Origin of the sequence: Actinoalloteichus hoggarensis (assembly GCF_002234535.1) — a bacterium.
Lineage (GTDB): Bacteria > Actinomycetota > Actinomycetes > Mycobacteriales > Pseudonocardiaceae > Actinoalloteichus_A > Actinoalloteichus_A hoggarensis.
Window position 1 is genome coordinate 3,639,030 of record NZ_CP022521.1, and the last position, 20,647, is coordinate 3,659,676.

4 protein-coding genes are annotated in these 20,647 nt (G+C 73.2%); 3 read left to right on the top strand and 1 reads right to left on the bottom strand.

Annotation, left to right across the window (positions count from 1 at the left end; all coding sequences use genetic code 11):
- Positions 1-11: 11 nt before the first annotated feature.
- A complete protein-coding gene (locus AHOG_RS29985; RefSeq protein ID WP_281258024.1) occupies positions 12-16,610 on the bottom strand; it encodes a type I polyketide synthase in 16,599 nt (5,532 codons plus the stop codon).
- A 664-nt stretch (positions 16,611-17,274) separates the two neighbouring features.
- Between AHOG_RS29985 and AHOG_RS15640 the strand changes: the two genes are divergently transcribed.
- From AHOG_RS15640 to AHOG_RS15650, 3 genes are all read left to right on the top strand, one after another.
- On the top strand, positions 17,275-18,240 hold the full coding sequence (locus tag AHOG_RS15640) for an Atu4866 domain-containing protein (RefSeq protein ID WP_311770143.1): 966 nt from the start codon (positions 17,275-17,277) through the stop codon (positions 18,238-18,240).
- A 30-nt stretch (positions 18,241-18,270) separates the two neighbouring features.
- A complete protein-coding gene (locus AHOG_RS15645) occupies positions 18,271-19,689 on the top strand; it encodes an amidohydrolase family protein (protein WP_093942016.1) in 1,419 nt (472 codons plus the stop codon).
- 268 nt (positions 19,690-19,957) lie between these two features.
- A complete protein-coding gene (locus AHOG_RS15650; protein WP_211290409.1) occupies positions 19,958-20,386 on the top strand; it encodes a nitroreductase family deazaflavin-dependent oxidoreductase in 429 nt (142 codons plus the stop codon).
- Positions 20,387-20,647 lie beyond the last annotated feature (261 nt).

Sequence of the window (20,647 nt, forward strand, 5' to 3'; positions counted from 1 at the left end):
AGGGCATGTGGTCAGGGTCGGCCGAGCCTGTTGTCGATCAGGCTGAAGATCTCGTCGTCGGACGCCGTGTCGAGCCGGTCGACGAACGAGCCGTCCGCGGCGTCGCCCGCCCACCTGGCGATCACGGCTTTCAGCCTGCTGGTGATCGTCGACCGCGTCTCCTCGTCGAGGTCGTCGGTCAGGCCGGCTTCGAGCCGGTCGAGATCGGCGAGCACGGGGGACTGGGCGGGTGCGGTGCCGAACAACTCGTCGGTGAGGAATCCGACGATCGCCTGCGGCGTCGGGTAGTCGAACACCAGCGTCGCGGGCAGGCGTCGGCCGGTCTCGCGGTGGAGCCGGTTGCGCAGTTCCACGGCGGTGAGCGAGTCGAAGCCGAGGTCCTTGAACGCGCGGGCGGGGCGGACCTCCCCGAGGGTGGGGTGGCCGAGCACCGCCGCCGCCGTCGTGCGCACCAGATTCAGCAGGGCCGCGTCTCGGTCGGATCGATCGAGCCTGGCGAGACGGTCGAGCAGCGTCGCCTCGCCCGCCGCGGGTGCCGCGGCGGTGCGGCGCGCGGCGCGACGCAACCCTCGGCATACCGCGGGCAGTGTGGCGGTCAGGTCGAGCCGCACCGGCAGCACCACGGGTCGCGTCCCGGCGACGGCGGCGTCGAACAGGGCCAGTCCCTCCTCGGTGGACAGCGGCACCACGCCACGCCGGGTCAGCCGGGTCCGGTCCGCGGTGCCGAGTCGGGCGGTCAGCTCGCTGGTGGCGGCCCACCAGCCCCAGGCGAGCGAATGCGCGGGCAGTCCCCGCGCCCGCCGGTGCTCGGCGAGCGCGTCGAGGAAGGTGTTGGCCGCCGCGTAGTTGCCCTGGCCCGCCGTCCCGAACACCCCCGACGCCGAGGAGAACAGCACGAAGGCCGACACCTCACCCGCGAGTTCATGCAGGTGCCATGCCGCGTCGACCTTCGGTCGGAACACCGCGTCCACCCGCTCCGGGGTCAGCGCGGACACCACCCCGTCGTCGAGCACGCCCGCGCTGTGCACGATCGCCGTGACCGGGTGTGCGGCGAGGAGCCGGGCCACGGCCGCACGGTCGGCCAGGTCGCAGGATTCGACGACGACGTCGGCACCGAGGCCGGTCAGCTCCTCGCGCAGCGCGGCGGCGCCCGGGGCGTCCGGGCCCCGGCGGCCCGCGAGCACCAGGCTGCGGACTCCGTGTCGCGACACCAGATGCCGGGCGACGGCGGCGCCGAGCGTGCCGGTGCCGCCGGTGATCAGGACGCGCCCCGCCGGTCCCCACGAGGGCGCCGCCGACTCGGCGGGCCCGCCGCGGACCAGCTGCGGCAGGTACAGCCGCCCGGCGCGGATCGCGGCCTGCTCCCCGCCTGTCATCGCCGCCGCCACGAGGACTCGGTCGTCGGCGGGCTCGTCGACGTCGAGCAGCACGATCCGGTCCGGGTTCTCGGTCTGCGCGGAGCGCACCAGCCCCCAGACCGCCGCCGCGGCGGGGTCGGGCACGTCGTCGTCGACGGCGCGCACGGCGGATCGGGTGACCACCGCCAGGCGGGTGTCGGCGAGGTCGTCGTCGGCGAGCCAGTCGCGGAGGACGTCCAGCACGGTGCCGACGGCCCGTCGGGCGCGTGCGGGCGTGTCGGCGGTGCCCGCGCGGGCGGCGTCCAGCAGCAGGACGTCCGGAGTGGACTCGCCGGGCGGCGCGGCCAGGTCGTCGGCTCCGCCGATCCAGCGACCGGTGGCGGCGCCGCTGGGGTTGATCTCCCGCGGTCCCGACCAGTCGAGCTGGTAGAGCGAGTCGGTCGAGGCGACGGCGAGCTGTTCGGGGGCGACCGGTCGCAGGGCGAGCGACTCCACCGAGACGACGGAGGCGCCGGTCTGGTCGGCGGCGTCGAGGGAGACCACGCCCTCGCCCCGCAGGGTGAGTCGGACGCGGAGCGATCGGGCGCCGACGGCGTGGACCGAGACGCCGGACCAGCTGAAGGGAAGCCGGACGTCGTCGGTGGCTGCGGCGGCGCCCGCGGGGTGCAGTGCGGCGTCGAGCAGCGCCGGATGCAGGTCGAACGCGGGCGAATCCGTGATCGCGTCGTCGGGCAGCGTGACCTCGGCGTAGACCTCCTTCTCGGTGCGCCACATCGCGCGGAGCCCCTGGAACGTCGGCCCGTACTCGTAGCCCCGGTCGTGCAGCCGCTCGTAGAGGCCGTCCAGCGGCACGACCGTCGCCGCGGCGGGGGGCCAGGCCGTCAGGTCGAGGTCTCGGCCGGGTACGTCGGCGCCGAGTTGCCCGACGGCGTGGCAGGTCCAGGCCGTGTCGTCGGCGGCGCGCCGCGAGTACACGCTCACCGGTCGAAGTCCGGCGTCGTCCTGGGCTCCGACGAGGACGTGGAGGGCGAGGGCGCCGTGACGTGGGAGGACGAGCGGTGCCTCCAGGGTCAGTTCCTCCACACGCCCGCAGCCCACCTGGTCGCCTGCGCGGACGGCGAGTTCGACGAAGGCGGTGCCGGGCAGCAGTACGGTGCCCGCGACGGCGTGGTCGGCCAGCCACGGGTGTGTCTCGATCGACACGTGTCCGGTGAGCACCACCCCGCCGGAGTCGGCCAGCGGGACGGCGGCCCCGAGCAGCGGATGGTCGGTGTCCCGCTGCCCGATCGAGGTCAGGTCGCCCGCGAAGCCCTTCGGCGTGTCGAGCCAGTAGCGTTGGCGTTGGAAGGGGTAGGTGGGCAGGTCGATGAGTCGGCCGCCCGTCAGGAACGGTGTGAGGTCGAGATCGACGCCGTGGGCGAACAGCTCCCCCGCCGAGGCCAGGAACCGATCCAACCCGCCGTCATCCCGACGTAAGGTCCCGACGACCAGGACGTTCTCGGCCCCGTGTTCCTCGACGACCTCCCCGATCCCATAGGTCAACACCGGATGCGCACTGGACTCCACGAACACGCCGAGACCATCCGACAACAACGACTCGACCGCCCGATCGAACCGCACCGTCTCCCGCAGATTGTCGAACCAGTACCGCGCGTCCAACGAGGCCGTGTCCTTCGCGGCACCGGTCACCGACGAATAGAACGGCACCGTCGACGATCGAGGTTCGATCCCGGCGAGGACGTCGAGCAGTTCGTCGCGCAACGCGTCCATCAACACCGAATGCGAGGCGTAATCCACCGGAATCCACCGCGCCCGCACGTTCCGCGACTCACAGTCGGCCACCAGCTCGGCCAGCGACTGTTCGGAACCGGACACCACCACCGACGTGGGACCGTTCACCGCCGCCAACGACACCCCGGCGGGCAGCAGATCCACCACCTCGGCGGCGGGAAGGCTCACCGACACCATGCCCCCACCACCACCCAGACCCGCGATCAACCGACTCCGCGACACCACGATCCGCGCGCCGTCCCGCAGACTCAAACCCCCCGACACCACCGCCGCCGCGATCTCACCCTGCGAATGCCCCACCACCGCAGCAGGAACCACCCCCACCGAACGCCACAATTCGGCCAGAGACACCATCACCGCGAACAACACCGGCTGCACCACATCAACCCGCGACAACGCAGCCTCATCACCCAACACATCAGGCAACGACCAGTCCACGAACTCCGACAAAGCCTCGGCACACTCACCCAGCCGAGCAGCGAACACCGACGACACCGCCGCCAACCCCACCGCCATCCCCACCCACTGCGAACCCTGACCCGGAAACACCAACACCACACCCGAGCCCGCTCGGCGTTCCTCGGACGGCACCGCGCCGGCGGCGATCTCCGCGAGCGCAGCTGCGAAGTCGTCCCGGTGGGAACCGGTGAGCAGGACCCGGTGGTCGAAGAGCGATCGCGATGTGGCCAGGGATGATCCGACGTCGATCGGGCGCAGGTCCGGCCGGTCCTGGAGGAGGCGCGCGAGCCGGTCGGCCTGGGCACGCAGGGCGGCGGGCGACCGGCCGGTGAGGACCCAGGGGACGAGCGGCGGCGCGGCGGGATCGCCGTGGGGTGCGGTGGGATCGCCGTCGCCGTCGGACGCGGCGGGATCGCCGTCGGACTCGGCAGCCGCCAGCGCGGGCGGCGCCTCCAGGATGACGTGGGCGTTGGTGCCGCTGACCCCGAAGGACGACACCCCCGCCCGACGCGGCCGACCGTCAATCGGCCACGGCCGCGCCTCGGTGACCAGTTCCACGGCACCGGCCGACCAGTCCACCTCGCGCGTCGGCTCGTCCACATGCAGGGTGGGCGGCACGATGCCGTGGTGCATGGCCAGCACCATCTTCATCACCCCGGCGACACCCGCCGCCGCCTGCGTATGACCCAGATTCGACTTCACCGAACCCAACAACAACGGCCGCTCACGACCCTGCCCGTAGGTCGCCAACACCGCCTGCGCCTCGATCGGATCACCCAACCGAGTACCCGTCCCATGCGCCTCCACCACATCAACCTCAGACGGACCCACCCCCGCCGAAGCCAACGCCTGCCGAATCACCCGCTGCTGCGACGGACCATTCGGCGCCGTCAACCCATTCGACGCACCATCCTGATTCACCGCCGAACCCGCCACCACCGCCAACACCCGGTGCCCCAGCCTCCGCGCATCCGACAACCGCTCCACCAACAACAGACCCACACCCTCGGACCAGCCGGTGCCGTCCGCCGCGTTCGCGAACGACTTGCACCGGCCGTCCGGTGACAGTCCACGCTGCCGGGAGAACTCCACGAACACGCCCGGCGTCGCGAGGGCGGTGACGCCGCCCGCGATCGCGAGGTCGCACTCGCCTGCCCGCAGCGCCTGCGCGGCCAGATGCAGCGCGACCAACGAGGACGAACAGGCCGTGTCGACGGTGACGGCGGCCCCCTCCAGGCCCAGGGCGTAGGCCACTCGGCCGGAGGCGACGCTGCCCGCGTTGCCGTTGCCCGCGTATCCCTCGACGTCGGCGGGTACTCGCGGCAGCCGGGACGCATAGTCGTGGTACATCAGCCCGGTGAAGACGCCGGTCCGACTCCCCCGCAACGACACCGGATCCACCCCCGCCCGCTCGATCACCTCCCACGACGCCTCCAACAACAACCGCTGCTGCGGATCCATCGCCAACGCCTCCCGAGGCGAGATCCCGAAGAACCCCGCATCGAAATCCGCCGCATCCGCCAGAAACCCGCCCGCACGGGTGTAGCTCCTGCCCGGGACGCCGGGCTCGGGGTCGTAGAGCTCGTCGAGGTCCCAGCCTCGGTCGGTCGGGAAGTCGCCGACGACCTCGCCGCCGTCGGCGAGCAGCCGCCACAGGCCGTCGGGGTCGGTCACGCCGCCGGGGAAACGGCAGGCCATGCCGACGATGACGATCGGGTCGTCCGAGAGCGGCGTCGTGGGCGCCTCGGGTGCGGGTGCGGCGGCGGTGCCGAGGAGCCGCTCGCGGAGGAAGTCGGCGAGGGTTGCCGGGGTCGGGTGGTCGAACACCATCGTCGCGGGCAGCCGCAGTCCGGTCTCGTCGTTGAGCCGGTTGCGGAGTTCGACTGCGGTGAGCGAGTCGAAGCCGAGCAGCTGGAACGGCTGCATGGTGTCGACGGCCTCGGGTGTGGCGTGCCCGAGCACCCGGGCCGCCTGGGCACGCACCAGGTCGACGAGCAGCGCGGTCGCTCGGGTGTCGTCCAGCCCCGCCAGGCGTTCGGACAGCGTCGTGGCGGTCGCCGGGGTCGCCCGCCTGCGGGCGGGCACGAGGTCGGTGAACAGGCGCGGCACCTCATGCCGGAAGGCCGTCAGGTCGAGCCGGAACGGCACGGGCGAGGCGTCGTCGACGCCGAGGGCGGCGTCGAACCGTGCCAGGCCGTCCTCGGTGGACATGGGGGCGATGCCTGCCCGTTGCAGGCGTGTCACGTCCGCGGCGTCCAGCGCGCCGGTCATCTCGCTGGTCTGCGACCACAGACCCCAGGCCAGGGACTGTCCGGGCAGCCCCTGCGCTCGTCGGTGTCGGGCCAGGGCGTCGAGGAAGGCGTTGGCCGCCGCGTAGTTGGCCTGACCCGCGCTGCCGATCACGCCCGCGGCCGAGGAGAAGGACACGAACGCCGACAGTTCGCCCGCGAGTTCGTGGAGGTGCCAGGCCGCGTCCGCCTTCGCGGCGAACACCGCGTCGACGCGCTCGGGGGTCAACGCGGACACCACGCCGTCGTCGAGGGTCCCCGCCGCGTGCACCACGGCGTCGACCGGGTGGTCGGCCAGCAGTCGAGCGACCTGGTCGCGCTCGGAGACGTCGCAGGCGACCACGGCGACGGCCGCGCCGAGTCCGACCAGTTCGTCACGCAGTCGCAGCGCCCCCGGTGCGGCGGGGCCCCGCCTGCTGACGAGCACGAGGTCGCGGACGCCGTGTCGGGCGACGAGATGTCGGGCGACGGCGGCGCCCAGCGTCCCGGTGCCGCCGGTGATCAGGGTCGGTCCCGCGGCGGTCCAGGCGGCGGCGCCCTCGGCGGACACCCGTCGCAGTCGCGCGACGAAGGGCTGCTCGCCGCGCACCGCCACCTGCGGCTCGTCGAGCGCGGCCGACAGCGCGGGGTCGGCGGTGCCGTCGGAGTCGAGTAGCACGATGCGGCCGGGATGCTCGGCCTGCGCCGATCGCACGAGCCCCCACACGGCCGCTCCCGCGAGGTCGGGAGTCTCTTCCGGGGTGACGGCGACGGCGCCTCGGGTCAGCACGACGAGTCGGTCGTCCGAGTCCTCGGCCAGCCGGGCCTGAAGGTCGGCCAACACGCGGTGGACGGCGGTGCGCGGGTCGCGCTCGTGACAGTCGATCACCGACACCGGGGTTCGTCGGGCGCCGCCCGTCGCGGGCAGCCACTCGACGCGGAACAGGGAGTCGCGGCGGGCCGTGCCGGGCCGAGCAGCCGTCGCGGGGCGCACGGTCAGCGATCGGGCCGACAGCACCGGGGCGCCGGCGGCGTCGGCGACCTGGATCGACATCGTGTCGTCGCCGAGTCGACGCACCCGCACCCGCAGTGCGGCACCTCCCGCGGCGAAGAACCGGACGTCGGACCAGGCGAACGGCAGGATCGGCTCCTGCGGGCCTATGCCTGCGAGCGCGAAGGTGTGCAGCGCCGCGTCCAGCAGCGCGGGATGCACGCCGAACCGGTGCGCGGTCGCGCCGTCCTCCTCGGTGAGGACCACTTCGGCGAAGATCTCGTCGGCACGGCGCCACGCGCGGCGGAGTCCTTGGAAGACGGGGCCGTAGTGCATGCCGATCTCGGCGAATCCGCCGTACACGTGCTCGACGTCGACCGGGTCGGCGCCGGTCGGCGGCCACTGCGTCAGCGCGAAGTCGGCCTGCGGCGGGGCAGGCAGCAGCAGCCCGGTGGCGTGGGTGGTCCAGTGGGCGGCGGCGTCGTCGGTGTCTCGGGTGTGCACGCCGACGGGTCGGGCGCCGTCGTCGTCCGACGGGCCGACGACGACCTGGAGGCGTAGCGCTCCGGAGTCGGGCACCACCATCGGCGTCTGCAACGTCAACTCGTGCAGCCGGGTGCAGCCGAGCGGCTCGCCGGCCCTGACGAGCAGTTCGACGAAGGCGGTGCCGGGGAGGATCACCGCGCCGTCGACGACGTGGTCGGCCAGCCAGGGCTGTTCCGCGACGGAGATCCGCCCGGTGTGGATCAGTCCGTCCGTTCCCGCGACGGGGACGGTCGCGCCGAGCAGGGGATGGTCGGCGGCGTCGAGGCCGACGGCGTCGACGTCGCCGGTGGTTGCGGGAGTGTCGAGCCAGTAGCGTCGGCGTTGGAAGGCGTACGTCGGCAGTTCGACGAGTCGGCCGCCCGTCAGGAACGGTGTGAGGTCGAGGTCGATGCCGTGGGCGAACAGCTCCCCCGCCGAGGCCAGGAACCGATCCAACCCGCCGTCATCCCGACGTAAGGTCCCGACGACCAGGGTGTTCTGGTCGTCGGCGCGACCGTCGGCGACCTCCTGCACCCCGTAGGTCAACACCGGATGCGCGCTGGACTCCACGAACACGCCGAGACCATCCGACAACAACGACTCGACCGCCCGATCGAACCGCACCGTCTCCCGCAGATTGTCGAACCAGTACCGCGCGTCCAGGGTCTCGGTGGCTCTCGGCGCGCCGGTCACCGAGGAGTAGAACGGCACCGTCGAGGGTTGCGGGTCGATCTCGGCGAGGACGGTGATCAGTTCGTCGCGGATCTCCTCGATCGCCGCCGAGTGGGAGGCGTAGTCCACCGGGATCCACCGCGCCCGCACGTTCCGCGACTCACAGTCGGCGACCAGCTCGGCCAGCGCCGCTCGCGGGCCCGACACCACCACCGACGACGGACCGTTCACCGCCGCCAACGACACCCCGGCGGGCAGCAGACCCACCACCTCGGCGGCGGGCAGGCTCACCGACACCATGCCCCCACCACCACCCAGACCCGCGATCAACCGACTCCGCGACACCACCACCCGTGCGCCGTCCCGCAGACTCAAACCCCCCGACACCACCGCCGCCGCGATCTCACCCTGCGAATGCCCCACCACCGCAGCAGGAACCACCCCCACCGAACGCCACAACTCCGCCAACGACACCATCACCGCGAACAACACCGGCTGCACCACATCAACCCGCGACAGAGCAACCTCATCACCCAACACATCAGGCAACGACCAGTCCACGAACTCCGACAAAGCCTCGGCACACTCACCCAGCCGAGCAGCGAACACCGACGACACCGCCGCCAACCCCACCGCCATCCCCACCCACTGCGAACCCTGACCCGGAAACACCAACACCACACCCGAGCCGACCGAGGGCTGTTCGAGGTTCGTTCGGCCCGCGGCCACCTCGGCCAGGGCTGCCAGCAGTGCGGTTCGGTCCGCCCCGGCGAGCAGCACCCGCCGCGCGAAGGGCGATCGCGCCGCCAATGCGGTCCCGACGTCCACCGGGGACAGCGCGGGGCGTTCACGCAGGAACTCCGCGAGCCGAGTGGCCTGGCCGCGCACGGCGGCCGCCGACGTGCCGGTGAGCACCCACGGGACCACCGCCGAGGCGGCGGGCTCCCCGGCCGCCTGCCGCCGAGGCACGGCGGCCGAGGACTCGGGCGGCGCCTCCAGGATGACGTGGGCGTTGGTGCCGCTGACCCCGAAGGACGACACCCCCGCACGACGCGGCCGGCCGTCGGTCTGCCAGGGCCGCGCCTCGGTGACCAACTCCACCGCACCGGCCGACCAGTCCACCTGCGACGTCGGCTCATCCACATGCAGGGTGGGCGGCACGATGCCGTGGCGCATGGCCAGCACCATCTTCATGACGCCCGCGACACCGGCCGCCGCCTGTGTGTGCCCGAGGTTCGACTTCACCGACCCCAGGGACAACGGCCGCTCCCGGTCCTGCCCGTAGGTGCGCAGCAGGGCGTGGGCCTCGATGGGGTCGCCGAGACGGGTTCCGGTGCCGTGGGCCTCCACGACGTCGACGTCGGCCGCGGACAGTCCCGCGTTCGCCAACGCCTGTCGGATCACCCGTTCCTGAGCCGGCCCGTTCGGCGCGGTGAGTCCGTTGGAGGCGCCGTCCTGATTCACCGCGGAACCGCGCACCACCGCGGCCACCCGGTGGCCGAGACGCCGCGCGTCGGACAGCCGCTCCACCAGCAGCAGGCCGACGCCCTCGGACCACCCGGTGCCGTCGGCCGCGGCGGCGAAGGACTTGCAGCGGCCGTCCGGGGCCAGCCCGCGCTGCCGGGAGAACTCCACGAACACGCCGGGCCGGGACATGACGGTGACGCCGCCGGCGATGGCGGCGGTGCACTCGCCGCCGCGCAGTGCCTGCACGGCCAGGTGCAGCGCCACCAACGACGACGAGCATGCCGTGTCGACGGTGACCGCGGGCCCCTCCAGGCCGAGCGTGTAGGCGATGCGGCCGGACACGACACTGGCGGTGTTGCCGGTCAGCGCGTGTCCTTCGACGTCGGGTGGGAGCTGCGCGAGGTCGGTGACGTAGTCCTGTCCGTTGGTGCCGACGAACACTCCGACCCGTTCGCCCCGCAGGGCGGCCGGGCGGATCCCCGCGTGCTCGAACAGCTCCCAGGACGTCTCCAGCAGCACACGCTGCTGCGGGTCCATCGCCAACGCCTCCCGAGGCGAGATGCCGAAGAAGGCGGCGTCGAAGTCGGCGGCGTCGGGCAGGAACCCGCCCGCGCGGGTGTAACTCGTCCCGGCGCGTTCGGCGGTCGGGTCGTAGAGGTCGTCGAGGTTCCAGCCGCGGTCCGCGGGGAACTCGCCGATCGCGTCCTCGCCGTGCGACAGCAGCCGCCACAGGTCCTCGGGAGAGCGCACGTCGCCGGGAAACCGGCAGGCCATGCCGACGATCACCACGGGGTCGTCCGCCTCCGCCACGGCGGGCGGGGCGTCGGCGTCCTCGGGGTGACGGCCGGTCATCTCCCGGTCGAGATGGGCGGCCAGCGCGGCGGGCGTCGGGTGGTCGAACACCACGGCCGCCGACAACGTCACGCCCGTCGCGGCGCTCATCCGGTTGCGCAGGGCGACGGCGGTCAGGGAGTCGAAGCCCAGGTCCTTGAACACGCGGTGCACGTCGATGTCGGCACCGGAGCGATGGCCGAGCACGGCGGCGCTCTCGGTGCGCACGAGGTCCAGCAGGGCACGACCGCGGTCGGCCGCGTCCAGGGCGGCGGGCCCGACCGAGGCGCCGCGGTCGTCGGCCGGTGCGGCGGCCTCGGGGAGGTCCGCCAGCAGCGGGCTCGGCCGGGTCGCGGTGAAGTGCGCGGCGAATCGCGCCCAGTCGACGTCGGCGACGGTGATCCCGGTCTCGTCGCGCTCCAGCACGTTCCGCAGCGCGGCAAGGGCCGCGGGCACCGACAGGGGACGCAGCCCGTCGCCTGCGAGCCGGGCGCCGACGGCACCCGCCGCCATGCCCTCCCCGGCCCACGGTCCCCAGGCGATCGCCGTCCCGGGCAGCCCTTCGGCGCGGCGGCGTTCGGCGAGCGCGTCGAGGAAGGCGTTGGCGGCCGCGTAGTTCGCCTGCCCCGCCGTGCCGAGGACGCCGGTCACCGAGGTGAACACCACGAAGGCCGACAGCTCTCGGTCTCGGGTCAGCTCGTCGAGATGGGCGGCGCCCCGAGCCTTGGCGGCCAGCGGTCGGTCCAGTCGTTCGGGGGTCATCGTGGCGAGCACGCCGTCGGCGATCTCGCCCGCGGCGTGGAACACCGCGTCGATCGGATGTGCGGCCAGCAGGTCGGCGACGGCGGCGCGGTCGGCGACGTCGCAGGCCACCACGTCGACGTCGACGTGCATCGCCCGCAGCTCGGCGGCGAGGTCGGGGGCGCCCGGAGCGTCGACACCCCGGCGGCTGGTCAGGACGAGCCGGTCGGCACCGTTTCGGGCGAGGAGGCGGGCGACGGCGGCGCCGAGCGCCCCGGTGCCGCCGGTGACGAGGACGGTGCCCGTGGGCAGTCCGCCGTCGCCCCTGGTCGACGGCGCCCGGTGCAGCCGCCGTACGAACGTGCCGGACGACCGCAGGGCGAGCTGGTCCTCTCCGGCGGGGTCGGCCAGCACGGCGGCGAGTCTGCGCAGCGTCGCCTCGTCGGGGCGGGCTGGAAGGTCGATCAACCCGGCCCACAGCCGAGGGTGTTCCAGCGCGGCCACCCGCCCGAGTCCCCACACCGCCGCCTGCCACGGTTCCACGGGCCCGTCGGAGCCGGGGGCCGCCACGCCGTCGCGTGTCAGGCACCACAGCGGCGTCGTGCGGTCGCCGAGTTCCTGGACGACCGCCAGGGTGTCCCGCAGGCCGACGGTGCTCACCACACCGGCGCAGTCGGCGGGCATTCCCGTGCTCAGCTCGGTGGGGGCGAGCCGGACGACGTCGGCGCCCGCGGCTGCCAGCGCGGTGGCGACGTCCTCGTCGTCGCCACCGGAGACCAGTACCCAGCTGCCGGTGAGTCGAGCCGACGAGGCCTGCCGCGTCGGCCGCCACACCACCCGGTGGCGCAGACCGTCCACTCGGGATCGACGCCGGCCGCGCTCCCGCCAGGAGGACAGCCTCGGCAGCAGTTCCCGCAACGGTGCCCGCTCCTCCTCGCCGAGGTCGAGCGAGTCGGCGAGGGCGTCGAGGTCTTCTCGGTCGACGGCGTCCCAGAACTCGCCGTCGGCGCCGGCCGCGGCGGCGGTCCGGGGCTCCAGCCAGTACCGCGTGCGATCGAAGGCGTACGTCGGCAGCGTGATCCGCCTGCCCGCCGCGCCCAGCACGGCCCGGTCGATCGGAACGCCGAGGGCGAAGAGTCGCGCCGCCGCCATGCGCAGCGCGGACGCCTCGGGACGGTCGGGCAGCAGCGACGGCACGGCGACCGAGGCGGCCCGCAGCGACTCCGCCGCCATGGCCGACAGGACTCCGGCCGGCCCCAGCTCCAGCAGCACCGAGACGCCGGTGTCCTGGAGGGTGCGCACACCGTCGGCGAAACGGACCGGTTCGCGCACGTGCCGCACCCAGTACGCCGCGTCGCACACCACCTCGGGCTCCGCCAGACCGCCGGTGACGTCGGAGAGCACGGGAATCCGGGGCGCGTGGAACTCCAGTGTCCGCACGACCTCGGAGAACTCCGCCAGCATCGGCTCCATCAGCGGCGAGTGGAAGGCGTGACTGACCCGCAGTCGCCGGGACTTCTCGAAACGCGCGGCCAGCGCCGACACCTCGGCCTCGACGCCGGAGATCACCACCGAGCGCGGTCCGTTCACCGCGGCGATCGACACGCCCGCCGTCATCAGCGGGAGGACCTCCTCCTCGCTCGCACGCAGCGACGCCATCGCGCCGCCCGCGGGCAGCGACTGCATCAGCGCGCCTCGGGCGGCCACCAGCGTGCAGGCGTCCGCGAGCGTCAGCACGCCCGCGACGTGCGCCGCGACGACCTCTCCGATGGAATGGCCGCCGACCACGTCGGGACGCACCCCCCACGATTCGACGAGCCGGAACAGTGCGACCTCGACGGCGAACAACGCCGCCTGAGTCCAGGCGGTCTGGGCGAGCAGCTCGTGGTCGTCCGAGAAGACGACCTCGCGCAGCGGCAGGTCCAGCCTCGGGTCCAGTTCGGCGCAGACGGCGTCGAAGGCGGCGGCGAAGACCGGCTCGCTCGCGTACAGCTCCCGGCCCATGCCCGCTCGCTGGGCGCCCTGGCCGGTGAACAGCACGGCCGACTTCCCGAGCACCGGCGAGCCGGTGACCGCGAACGCCGAGGATCGGGCGGCGGCGATCGCGGCGAGGCCCTCGGTCAGTTCGCCCCGGTCGCGGCCCACGACGACGGCGCGGTGGTCGAACACGGACCGCGTCGTCACCAGGGAGTGCGCGACGTCGGCGAGATCGCCGTCCGTCTCGCGCACGAAGCCCAGCAGCCGCTCCGCCTGGCCGCGCAGCGCCGACGCCGACTTCGCGGTGAGGACCCAGGAGAACACCTCGGCCGCGTCGCGGGAGGCGGGCTCGACACCGGCTTCGGCGATGTCCGCCTCGGGAGTCTCGCCTCGGGCCGCGTCCGGCCGGGCCGTCTCGGCCGTCGCCTGTTCGATTCCGGTCGGCTCCGATCGAGGAGGCTCGGTACTGGTCGGCTCGGCGCCGGGTTCGACGGCCGCCGGGGTGCCGACGGGTCGTCCGGTGTCGCGGTCCGGCTGGTGTGCCGCCGCGGACTCGTCCGGCTCGGACTCCGTCGTGGGCTCCGACACGGGTACCGGTCCGGGTGGTTCCGCCAGGATCACGTGGGCGTTCGTGCCGGAGATCCCGAACGAGGAGACCCCGGCCCGTCGCAGACCCGTCGACGGCCACTCGACTGCCTCGGGCACCAGCTCCACCGTGCCCGCGGACCAGTCGACCTGCGGGCTGGGCTCGTCGAGATGCAGGGTGGGCGGCACGATGCCGTGCCGCATGGCCAGCACCATCTTCATCACCCCGGCGACACCCGCCGCCGCCTGCGTATGACCCAGATTCGACTTCACCGAACCCAACAACAACGGCCGCTCACGACCCTGCCCGTAGGTCGCCAACACCGCCTGCGCCTCGATCGGATCACCCAACCGAGTACCCGTCCCATGCGCCTCCACCACATCAACCTCAGACGGACCCACCCCCGCCGAAGCCAACGCCTGCCGAATCACCCGCTGCTGCGACGGACCATTCGGCGCCGTCAACCCATTCGACGCACCATCCTGATTCACCGCCGAACCCGCCACCACCGCCAACACCCGGTGCCCCAGCCTCCGCGCATCCGACAACCGCTCCACCAACAACAGACCCACACCCTCGGCGAGGCCGAATCCGTCGGCGGTGCTGGAGAAGGGCTTGCAGCGCCCGTCCGGCGCGAGCCCGCCGTGTCGGGAGAACTCCACGAACATGCCGAGGCTCGGCATGACGGTCGCCCCGCCCGCCAACGCCGAGGTGCACTCGCCCGCCCGCACGGCCGCGACCGCCAGGTGCAGCGCCACCAGCGAGGACGAACACGCGGTGTCGACGGTCACCGCCGGGCCCTCCAGGCCGAGCGTGTAGGCGATGCGTCCGGAGAGGACACTGCCGGTGTTGCCCGTCAGGAGGTGGCCCTCGTGCCCGGAGGCGGCGTCCAGGCGAGGCCCGTAGTCCATCGTCATGGCGCCGATGAACACGCCGGTCCGGCTGCCGCGCAGCGAGGCCGGGTCGATGCCCGTCCGCTCCAACACCTCCCAGGAGGTCTCCAGCAGCAGGCGCTGCTGGGGGTCCATCGCCAGCGCCTCACGCGGGGAGATCCCGAAGAACTCCGCGTCGAAGAGGTCCGCGTCGTGCAGGAAGCCCGCCTCGCCCTGGTAGAACTGGCCGGGTCGCTCGATCGTCGGCGAATAGGCTCCTGCCACGTCCCAACCGCGGTCGGCGGGGAAGTCGGACACCACGTCGACGCCGTCGGCACACAGCCGCCACAGTTCCTCCGGCGTCGAGACGCCGCCGGGGAAGCGGCAGGCCATGCCGACGATGACCACCGGATCGTCGGCACCGGCCGACACCGCGGGCGGGACGTCGCCGACGTCGGCGACGCCGAAGAACTCGGCATGCAGGTGGTCGGCGACCGCGGCGGGGGTTGGGTGGTCGAAGGCGAGGGTGTACGGCAGGGTCAGTCCCGTCGCGACGCCGACGCGGTTGCGGATCTCGACCGCGGTGATCGAGTCGAAGCCGAGATCGCGGAACGGCGTGCTCGGATCGACGAGCCGCCCGTCGGCACGGCCCAGCGTCACCGCAACCTCGTGACGAACCAGGTCCAGCAACGCGGTCCGCCGCTGCCCGTCGGACAGCGACGCCAGCGCCTCGGCCGGTGACACGGTCTCGTCGGTCGCGGCGTCCTCGGCGACGGCAGGCAGGTCGAGCAGCGGGCCGTGGCCCGCGAACACGACCGAGGGATCGAACCCGACGCCGTCGACGTGCAGTTCGGCCAGCGAGTGCACCACTCGGCCGAGGTCGGCCTGATCACGCCGCAGCGCGCCCCGCACCGACGCGGTGACCTCGGCGGCCTCGACGATCTCCTGCATCGCGGCGGTGAGCACCGGATGCGGGCTCATCTCCAGCAGCACCCGGTGGCCGTCGGCGAGCATCGCCCTGGTCGCCTCGTCGAATCGCACGGTGCCGCGGAGGTTGCGGCACCAGTAGTCGGCGTCGAGCCGCTCGCCCTCGGGCAGCCGGGAGCCGTGCAGCGCCGAGTAGAACGGCAGTTCGGGCTCCCGCGGGCGCAACGCGGCCAGATCGTCACGCAGGCGCGGCAGGATGTCGTCGATGTGCGCGGAGTGCGCTGCCAGGCCGACGGCGACCGGGCGCGCGGTCATCCCGTCCGCGTGCAGGGCGGCCACGAACTCGGCGGCGGCGTCGGCGTCACCGGAGACGATCACGGCGGCGGGCCCGTTCACCGCGGCGACGCCGAGCGCGTCACCCCAGGGACGCAGCAGCTTGGTCACCTCGGCGCGGGAGGCGCGGACCGACACCATCTCGCCGCGCCCGGCCAACGTCACCTGCGCCTGGCTCCACAACGCCGCGACCCTGGCGGCGTCGTCGAGCGAGAGCGCGCCGGACGCCTCGGCCGCGAGGATCTCGCCGAGGCTGTGGCCCGCGACGGCCGCGGGCTCCACCCCGTAGGAACGCCACAGCGCCGTCAGGGCCGCGCCCACCGCGAACAGGGCGGGCTGCGCGACGTCGGCGCGATCCAGCGGAAGCTCCGGAGCCGCCCCGCGCAACAGGTCGAGCAGCGACCAGTCGAGGAACGGCTCCAACGCCTGGGCACAGTCCTCGATGCGCGCGCGGAACACCGAGGAGGACGCCGACAGCTCCCGCGCCATGCCGGGCCACTGCGAGCCCTGTCCGGAGTACACGAAGGCGACGGAGTCCCCGACCCGGGGCCCCTCCACCAGGCCGGGCGCGCTGTGCCCGGCGGCCAGTCCACGGAGTCCGGTGCGGAAGTCGGCGGCCTCCCCGGCGACGAGCGCGGCACGCCAGGGCCCGGCGGCGGGCCGCTGGGCGAGGGTGTGGCCGACGTCGACGGGACGCCAGTCCGGTGTCGCGTCCAGGTGTGCGAGCAGTAGTCCCGCCTGGCCGCGCACCGACTGAGCACCGCTGCCGGACAACGTCCACGGCAGCCGATCGACACCCGAACTACGCACCATCGTGTTCTGCGCTCCTTCTCCCCGCACCGGTCACCGCGAACAACGAGTGAGCCCATTCGACTGCGGACAGCACGAACGGCAATGGTCGCGCTCAGTCACGCCAGAGTTGCACAGAAGGACGGGACCGAGTACCCCTGTCCAGAACCCCTAGGCCTCTCACCAGGGCCTTCGCCGCCGCCGGGCTACGGTGGAAGATCAACGGAATACCGGTGCGTCACCCTGTCGGCGTGGTGTTTCGTCAGCCGGTCGCGGACCCTCGGTGACCGGTTCGGCCCCCTGCTCCGCAAGCCGAGGCCGTGCATCCCGGAACGGGGTGGCCACGGCGGGACGGCGCACCGCCGGAGGCCCCGCCACCAGACGCGCCGCCACCGGGCGGCCGCGCCGTCCGACTGCCGCGTCCCGAGTCCCGGTGCCCGCGATCGGGCGAACGGGCGCCGCCCGACCATCCGCCGGTGCACGGGAGGCACCGGCGAACAGGACATCGGGTCCGCCCGCTCATCGCTCCGCTCGTCGCGCCGAGCGACCGCCGGTCGACGGCCAGGCTGTCGAGTCCCGAGCATCCGGGCAGTGCCGCTCCCCGCCGGAAGGCGGCCTTCCTCACCGGACAGCCGAAACCGACGATCGAAGCCGCACCACACGGACGACGACGCGAGGAGAACTCTCGATGCGGACACCGGATCACTGCGGGCTCTGGGTGACCGAGGACGGGCGGGTGCGGCATCGGCTGCTGCCCGACGGACGCTACGACGAGGCCAGGGGCGAGGACGAGCACGCCTACCAGGGCCACTACACGCGGGACGGAGACCACATCGACTACCGGGACGACACCGGCTTCACCGCCGACGGCGACCTCGTCGACGGCGTCCTGCATCACGCCGGGATGATCCTGTATCGCAGGCCGGACTTCTCACCCGCCGCGGCGGAGGAGATCGAGGCGGCACGGCGGCGGGGACCGCACCGGCCGCTGTTGCTGACCGGAGCACGCATCCTGACCGGCGATCCGCTTCTCGGCGACATCGAGTCCGGCGACGTCCTCGTCGGCGAGCAGACGATCTACGGCATCGGCCCCGGCCTGCTCACCGCCGCCGCCGACGACGACGCCATCGTCGTCGACTGTCGCGACACCGTGATCACCCCGGCCGTCGTCGACCTCTTCGCCCGGCACGCGCCGCGACCGAGACGGGCCGACGCCCTCGGCACGCTCGTGCCCGGCGGCGAGGCGAACCTGCTCGTCCTGGCCGACGCCGGGACGGCGACGATCCCGGCGGCCGTCGTCCGTCTGGCGGCGGAGCCCGCCGTCCTCGGCGCCGCCCTCGACAGGGGCGAGATCGTGCACTGGGGCGGCAGGCCGCGCCGAGGCAGGGAGGCGTCCCCGCCGGCCGCGGTCTGGCAGGTCGATGAACGCCGGGTCGGCACCTGGATCGACGAGACCGGCTTCCTGCATCAGCACCTCGACGCCGACGGCAGATACGACGAGACGCGCGGCGGCCGGGAGCACGCCTTCCAGGGCCGGTACCGCATCGACGGCGACCGCATCGACTATCAGGACGACCTGGGCTTCTGGGCCTTCGGCACCTTCACCGGGGACGTGCTGCATCACGCCGGTTACACCCTGCGCCGCCGCCCCTGACACTCCGCGCCGAGAAGAGAGATCGACCCCATGCCGACACCACTGCCGCCGCTGAGCGGCGTCGACCCCACCACGTTCCTGTTCACCGGCGGCGCGATCGTCACCGGTTCCCCCGTGCTCGGCGATCTCGACTCCGGCGACGTGCTCGTTCACGACGGCGTGATCCTCGCCGTCGGACGGCACGTCCGCGACGCTCCCGAGTTCGCCGATCGTCTCGCCGATGCCGTCGTGGTCGACACCCGGGGCCGCATCGTCGCGCCCGGCTTCGTCGACACCCACCGCCATGCATGGCAGTCCCAGCTGCGCCGCAGCATCACCGACGTCGGCGACCTCGGCTCCTATCTGACCAGCACCCTCGGCCGCGCGGCCCCGGCGTACACCCCGGAGGACATGCTGATCGGCACCCGGTTGGCGGCGCTGGCGGCGCTCGACGCGGGGATCACCACCATGCTGGACTTCTCGCACAACGCCCGAAGCGCCGCGCACACCGACGCCGCCGTCGCGGGACTGGTCGACACGGGTATCCGAGGCGTGCACGCCTCGATGGCCCCGCATTTCGGCGACTGGGACGGGCAGTGGCCCGCCGACCTGGCCCGCGTCGTGTCGCGGTATCAGGGCGCGGCGCGGGGCAGGCTGACCGTCGGTCTGGCCGCGTTGGCCACCGAGGAGATCGCCGGTGATCGCCTGGCCTACGGGCCGCGGCTCGCCTCGGTCGCGGAGTCCCTGGACATCGGCGTCAGTGTCGACGCCGTCTTCGGCGCCACGTCCTCGCACGCCGTCCTCGACTGGTCGCGGCGCGGCATCCTGCACTCGAGGGTCATGCTCATCCACGCCACCGGCCTGACCGACGAGGCGTGGCGGGCGGCGGGCGACGCGGGGGCGACCGTGGCGCTGGCGCCGACCTCGGAACCGCTGATCGGGCTCGAGTCGGGGGTACCCGCGATCGACGAGGCCCTCGCCGTCGGGATTCGCCCCGGCCTGAGCGTCGACGTCGAGGTGGCGTTGGCGGGCGACATGTTCACACAGATGCGGACGCTGCTCGCCGTGCAGCGGATGCGGGCGGTGGAGCGTGCTCCCGACCGGACGGCACCGGCGGCACGGATCACCACCCGCGACGTCCTGGACTTCGCCACGCTGCACGGCGCCCACACGCTGGGGCTGGCCGATCGGACCGGGTCGATCGAACCGGGCAAGCGGGCGGACGTGATCCTGGTGAACGCGGAGTCGGTCGCGACGATGCCGCTCAACGACGCGGTCGGAACGCTGGTGCTCGGGGCGAGCCCGGCCGACGTCGAGGCCGTGCTGGTGGACGGCGTGCCGCGCAAGTGGGCGGGTTCGCTGGTCGGAGTCGACGTCGACGCGCTGCGGGTCGAGGTCACGGAGTCCCGGGACGCGATCCTGCGCAGGATCGGTCAGGGGGTCGATCAGCGACGACGCGCCGGCCGCTGATCGCCCTTCGCACCGGACCGACCTCGTCGACTCGCCGTCATCCGCCGCGGCCGGACGGACCCGTGCCCCCTCGGGCGGCGGTTCGCACCCGACCTCGGCACCGCCGGACGCGGTGGGCTCGGCGCGCATCCGCGCGGAACGGGCCGGGACCGGGGTCGACAGGCGAGCACCGGATCACATCGGCCTCGAATCGGGAATATCCGTCTTCGTCGTGGCGTCCTCTCCTGTCGTCCAGGGCAGCCCGACGTATTCGGTTGGAGAGCATCACGTGACCACCCCTCAAGAGCTCACGAAGATCAACGAGCACGTCATCAAGGAGTTCCGGGAGAACGGCGGACGGGTCGGCGGGATGTTCGAGGGCGCGCCGCTCGCACTCGTGCACCACGTCGGCGCGCGGTCCGGTACCGAGCGCATCGCGCCGCTGGTCTATCTCGAGGACGACGGCCGCCTCTTCATCTTCGCGAGCAACGGCGGCGACCCGAAGCATCCCGCCTGGTACCACAATCTCGTCGCCAAGCCGAGGACCACCGTGGAGATCGGCACCGAGACGTTCCCGGTGACCGCCACGGTCATCACCGGCGCGGAGCGCGACGCGATCTATGCGACGCAGAGCACCGTGGCCCCGCAGTTCGCGGAGTACCAGAGCAAGACCGCTCGGGTGATTCCCGTGGTGGAACTGGTCCGCGACCCGTCCTGATCTCCGGTCGTCGCCGTTCGGGTGGGGCCCTGCGCGGGCCGGGCCGGGGCGGCGCGGACTGCCGGTGTTCGACAGCGCGTGGGCGCGGCGGTCGACGACGGCGGTGTTCGGACCGAATTCCGCCGTCTTCGTCGGCGAGCCGAGTCGGGAACGCCGAAACGACAGTGCCGGCGCCGCCTCGCTCTCGGGCCTGTGGTCACCGGACGGGTCGCCCGTGGGGTGGCCCGGTCCGGCGCGGCGCGATCGGCGACGGAACCGGCT